Origin of the sequence: Microcystis sp. M090S1 (genome assembly GCF_020246295.1) — a bacterium.
In the GTDB taxonomy this organism is placed as follows: Bacteria; Cyanobacteriota; Cyanobacteriia; order Cyanobacteriales; family Microcystaceae; genus Microcystis; species Microcystis aeruginosa.
In genome coordinates this window covers 1-5920 of the sequence record NZ_JADBTF010000356.1, presented here as the reverse complement: position 1 = coordinate 5920, position 5920 = coordinate 1, and the positions used below count along the sequence as shown (strand labels likewise).

Here is a 5920-nt window from a genome sequence, read left to right as displayed (position 1 = left end):
TTAAGAAATGTTACAAATTACATGGGTACATTAAGAAAAGTTAAGGGGTTGCATCCATTGATGGATAAGGGTTTTGGGCTATTATGGTATATATGTATGGGGGAAGTTCAGATATATCTGGGTTTCAGCGATTTTGGGCTTCTCGAAGTAAATCCCAAGCGGGGATTGGAGTTGAGGCTTTTCTCGATTTGTTTTTTGTCTAAGTCCCACTAACTACCTTACTGCGCTAACACAGCCTACTTAATATTTTCTTGAAAAATAAGCTCTTGGGATTATTTATTGATCATTTATATTCGAGAAATTCTCAGCAGATAATGTGGATAATCTAGTCGATATTGTCATAAAAGTTAACAACGCTCACTGAATTTTCTTGATACACCCCAACTAGGGATGAATTTCTGGTATCGCCGGTCACTGAAATAGGTACAATAAACATTGGCTCGTTTTCATAGAGAACTTAAATGACGCAAAATAATCCCCTAGAGTTGATTGAGAAGTTAGAAACAGGAATCCCCGGCTTTGATTTTCTTTCGGAAGGGGGATTACCGAAAGGAAGAGCAACTTTGATAGCGGGGACGGCAGGAAGTGCTAAAACGGTTTTTGCCTGTCAATTTCTGGCAGAAGGCATCAAAAATGGAGAAAATGGCGTTTTTGTCACCTTCGAGGAGCCACCCCAAGCACTAAGAAAAAATATGGGTGGTTTTGGTTGGAATATCCGGCAGTGGGAGGAGAATCGTCAATGGGCCTTTGTCGATGCTTCCCCCCAACCGGAAGAAAAGCCGATGGTGACGGGAGAATACGACCTAGGCGCATTAATCGCTCGCATTGAGTTTGCTATCCGCAAAAATAAAGCCAAACGGGTGTCTATGGATTCTTTAGGCGCAATTTTTAGCCATTTAAGTGATAGCGCTCAAGTGAGAAGTGATCTTTTTCGTCTGGCAACCGCTTTGCGAGAATTGGAAGTAACAGCGATTATGACCGCAGAAAGAACCCAAGAATACGGCGAAATCAGTCGTTATGGGGTGGAGGAGTTTGTGGCCGATAATGTGGTGATTTTACGCAACGTTTTAACCGATGAGAAAAGAAGAAGGACGATCGAAATTTTAAAATATCGGGGAACCGATCACCAAAAAGGAGAATTTCCTTTTACAATTATTCCCAACAAAGGGGCCGTGATTATTCCTTTATCAGCCATTGAATTAGAACAAAAATCCTCTAATATTCGCATTACTTCCGGCAGCTTGGAACTCGATAGAATGTGTGGGGGTGGTTTCTTCCGCGATTCGGTTATTTTGGTTTCGGGAGCCACAGGAACAGGAAAAACCCTGATGGTGACAGAATTTATGGCCGGGGGAGTAACCAATGGGGAAAGATGTTTAATTTTTGCCTTCGAGGAAAGTCGCGAACAGTTATTTAGAAATGCTACCGGTTGGGGTGTAGATTATGACCGCATGGAAAAGGAAGGTAAATTAAAGGTAGTCTGCCGTTATCCCGAAACTACGGGTTTAGAAAATCATTTAATTATGATGAAGGAAATTATCGAGGAGTTTCAACCTAATCGAGTGGCAGTAGATAGTTTATCTGCTTTAGAAAGGGTTTCTAATCTGAAAGGATTTCGGGAATTTATTATCGGTTTGACTTCTTTTATTAAGCAAAAAGAGGTGGGAGGATTATTTACTTCCACCACTCCCACTTTATTAGGAGGTTCCTCGATCACAGAAGCGCATATTTCTACAATTACCGATTCAATTATTCTGCTGCGTTATGTGGAAATGTATGGAGAAATGCGCCGCGGTATCACTGTTTTAAAAATGCGCGGTTCTATGCACGATAAGGATATTCGTGAGTTTTCGATCGATCATCAAGGTATGCACATCGGTCAACCTTTCCGCAATGTTACCGGAATTCTGGCTGGAACTCCTATGTACACAGCACAAACAGAAGTAGAACGTTTGAGTGGATTATTCGAGGATCGTAGTTAGGGTTTGCTGAAAAAGTTTTTCGGTGGGGGTAGGGTGTAGGGTTTTACCGATTTTCATCTGCTCAATTACCTAATTTTCAGAGAAAAAGTACCTGAATTTTCCCCCTGATTACTCCCAGACGAGGCACTTTTGGATTTTAAAAAGGTCTAAAAGTCTTATCCAACAAGGTTTTTAGATTTATTCAGCAAGCTCTAGTTAAAATATAGCAGCATTTGCTAATCGTGCGTTGGTTGTTAGCTTTTTTCTCCCTATCTCCTTCTTGCTTTCTTGATATGTCTAAAAACTTTTGGTTGATTTTTCTAGGTCTTTTACTGATAAATAATCTACATTTATCAGCCTTGGCAGAAACAGTTTTACAAAGAATTGCTCGCACGGGAGAATTAAAAGCGGCAGCCAGAAAAGACGCTACTCCCTTTAGTTATATCGATGAGAAAACGGGACAATGGACAGGTTATGGAGTGGAATTAATGCGCTTAGTCCAACGTCGATTAGAACAAGAATTAGGTAAACCGATTACAATAACCTTTACAGAAGCGACGACTAATAATCGTTTTCAGCAAGTGGAACAGGGACAAGTAGATTTATCCTGTAATGCGGCAACAATTACGGAAGAAAGACTAGAAAAGGTTAATTTTTCTATTCCCTATTTTATGACAGGAGCGCAATTTCTAACTAAAAGGGAAAATGTTGATAAAATAGATATTAATAACACTTTAGCGGCAGTTGCGATCGCCTATATTCCCCACACCACCACCGATAGTATTATTCGTTATATATATCCTCTGGCTAATTGGCAAGCTGTCAGTGATCGAAGTGAAGCAGTGGCAAAATTACAAAGGGGAGAAGTAAAAGCAGTGGTTAGTGATGGAATTCTTCTGCTGGGGGAAATCGTTAAACAAGGACAGGATCCGCGACAATTTGTGCTACTACCCCGTCAACCGATTACCACCGAACTTTATGGCTGTATTTTACCCAAAAACGATCCCGAATGGAAAAAATTTGTTGATACTGTTGTCGGCAGCAATGATAACCAGAAACTGCGAGAACAATGGTTTAATTTAGAAGAAAGTTCTTTCCCCTATACGATTCTCAATCAACCCTAAAAATAGACTGTGATTGCTGAAAATTAAAAGTAAGTAAATTCTGGTTTTTTTGCTTTTTACTTGTTACTTTTTCCTGAAAAACTATGTCTTTTGTCGGTTTACATATTCACAGTGATTATAGCTTACTTGATGGTGCTTCCCAATTACCGGCACTAATTGATCGAGCGATCGAATTAGGACAACCAGCGATCGCTTTAACCGATCATGGAGTCATGTATGGTGCGATCGAATTAATTAAAACCTGCCGTAATAAGGGAATAAAACCAATTATTGGCAATGAAATGTATGTAGTCAATGGCGATATTGAAGTCAATCTTCGCCACCGAAAATATCATCAAGTTGTTTTAGCCAAAAACACCCAAGGCTATAAAAACTTGGTTAAATTAACTACTATTTCTAATCTGAAAGGTATTCAAGGTAAAGGCATTTTTGCTCGTCCTTGTATCAATAAAGAGTTACTCCAACAATACCACGAAGGATTGATAGTTACCAGTGCTTGCTTGGGTGGAGAGATTCCCCAAGCGATTTTAGCTAATAACAGGAAACTGGCTAAGGAAACTGCTAAATGGTATAAAAAACTTTTTGGTGATGATTTTTACTTAGAAATTCAAGATCATGGTTCTAAAGAAGATCGGATTGTTAATGTAGAAATAGTTAAAATTGCTAAAGAATTAGGAATCAAAGTAGTTGCTACTAACGATTCTCACTTTATTTCCTGTTACGATGTAGAGGCACACGATGCCTTGCTATGTATTCAAACTAGCAAGTTAATTACTGAAGACAAACGCCTCCGTTATAGCGGCACAGAATACTTAAAATCTGCTGATGAAATGCGTTTACTTTTCCGTGATCATCTGCCCGAAGATGTGATTGAAGAAGCGATTAATAACACCTTAGAAGTAGCAGAAAAAGTCGAACATTATAACATATTTAATGAACCGAGACTCCCTAATTATCCAGTTCCTGCGGGACATACTGCTGATAGTTATGTAGAAGAAATTGCTTGGTTAGGATTGCTAGAAAGATTAAAATGTCCTTCTCGTCACGAGATTGAGCCTGTTTACAAAGAAAGGCTTGAATACGAATTAAAAATGTTACAGAAAATGGGATTTTCTACCTATTTTCTCGTCGTTTGGGACTATATAAAATATGCTAGAGATCATGATATTCCCGTCGGTCCAGGACGCGGTTCTGCGGCGGGTTCTTTGGTAGCATATTCTTTAAAAATAACCAATATTGATCCCGTTCATCACGGTTTATTATTTGAGCGTTTTCTCAATCCTGAACGGAAATCTATGCCTGATATTGATACGGATTTCTGTATCGAGAGACGGGATGAAATGATCCAATACGTCACGGAAAAATACGGGGAGGCTAATGTTGCCCAAATCATTACTTTTAACCGCATGACATCAAAAGCTGTCTTAAAAGATGTGGCGCGGGTGTTAGATATTCCCTACGCCGAATCGGATAAAATGGCGAAAATGATTCCCGTTTCCCGCGGTAAACCCACACCTTTAAAAGTGATGATTTCCGATGAAACTCCCGAACCAGCATTTAAAGAAAGATACGATACGGAACCCCATGTGCGTCATTGGTTAGATATGGCAATTCGTATCGAAGGTACTAACAAAACCTTCGGAGTTCATGCTGCGGGAGTCGTCATTTCTTCCCAACCTTTAGATGAAGTGGTTCCCCTCCAGAAAAATAATGATGGGGCGGTAATTACCCAATATTTCATGGAGGATTTAGAATCATTGGGATTGTTAAAAATGGACTTTTTAGGGTTAAGAAATTTAACCACTTTGAAAAAAACCGCCGATTTAATTAAACAAAATCAGGGGATAGATATCGATCTCGAACAATTGCCTTTAGATGAAAGAAAAGCCCTGCAAATTCGGGCTAAAGGGGAACATAAAAAACTACCTCCCGATATTCTCAAAACCCACGGATTACTCGAAGAAGGGGATTTAGAAGGTATTTTCCAGTTAGAATCATCGGGGATGAAACAGATCGTTAAAGAGTTAAAACCATCGGGTATTGAGGACATATCTTCAATCTTAGCACTCTATCGCCCCGGACCTTTAGATGCGGGATTAATTCCTCTCTTTATTGGCAGAAAACACGGTAGAGAACCCATTCGTTATGATCATCCTTTATTGGAACCAATTCTTAAGGAAACCTACGCAGTTTTAGTCTATCAAGAACAGATTATGAAAATGGCGCAGGATTTAGCCGGTTATTCCCTAGGAGAAGCGGATCTATTGCGTCGGGCAATGGGTAAGAAAAAAGCCTCCGAAATGCAGAAACAAAGGGAGATGTTTATCGATGGTGCTGCTAAAAATGGTGTGGAAAAAAGAATCGCTGAAAATCTCTTTGAACAGATGGTAAATTTTGCCGAATATTGTCTAGGAGGTGAGACGTTAATTTTAACTGAGGAATACGGATTATTACCAATTGCTAAAATTGTGAGCGAAGAAATTAACTGCACTGTTTATACTGTTGACCAAAATGGTTTTGTTTATAGTCAACCAATCTCTCAATGGCACGAGCGAGGTTTACAAGAAGTCTTTGAATACACCCTAGAAAATGGGCAAACTATCCAAGCAACCAAAGATCATAAATTTATGACTAGCGACGGAGAAATGTTAGCTATAGATACAATATTTGAGCGAGGTTTAGATTTAAAATCCTCTGATTTTTCCGGTTCTTCGTTACTTGGTATGGTTCGATAGGGGGGCATAAATCGACTAAATCCTTATCTGGTAAGAGACTTAATTGATTAGTTCGCTCTATATCAAAAACAATTGACAAAAATCGCTAAATGCCTTTCTA

General features: G+C 39.3%; 4 protein-coding genes. All 4 read left to right on the top strand.

Annotation, left to right across the window (positions count from 1 at the left end; all coding sequences use genetic code 11):
• On the top strand, window positions 1–213 hold a 213-nt coding region (locus IM477_RS15955), incomplete at its 5' end, for a hypothetical protein (RefSeq protein ID WP_287732536.1).
• A 248-nt stretch (window positions 214–461) separates the two neighbouring features.
• Complete coding sequence (gene kaiC / locus IM477_RS15950) at window positions 462–1982, top strand: circadian clock protein KaiC (RefSeq protein WP_002797104.1); 1521 nt, start codon at window positions 462–464, stop codon at window positions 1980–1982.
• 272 nt (window positions 1983–2254) lie between these two features.
• Complete coding sequence (locus IM477_RS15945) at window positions 2255–3085, top strand: amino acid ABC transporter substrate-binding protein (RefSeq protein ID WP_287732534.1); 831 nt, start codon at window positions 2255–2257, stop codon at window positions 3083–3085.
• Between the two features lie 83 nt (window positions 3086–3168).
• On the top strand, window positions 3169–5820 hold the full coding sequence (locus IM477_RS15940) for a DNA polymerase III subunit alpha (protein ID WP_287732532.1): 2652 nt from the start codon (window positions 3169–3171) through the stop codon (window positions 5818–5820).
• Window positions 5821–5920 lie beyond the last annotated feature (100 nt).

Coding starts and splice junctions, on each gene's coding strand:
- IM477_RS15945 (WP_287732534.1), top strand. CDS start 2,255: ATGTCTAAAAACTTTTGGTTGATTTTTCTAGGTCTTTTACTGATAAAT.
- IM477_RS15940 (WP_287732532.1), top strand. CDS start 3,169: ATGTCTTTTGTCGGTTTACATATTCACAGTGATTATAGCTTACTTGAT.
- kaiC (WP_002797104.1), top strand. CDS start 462: ATGACGCAAAATAATCCCCTAGAGTTGATTGAGAAGTTAGAAACAGGA.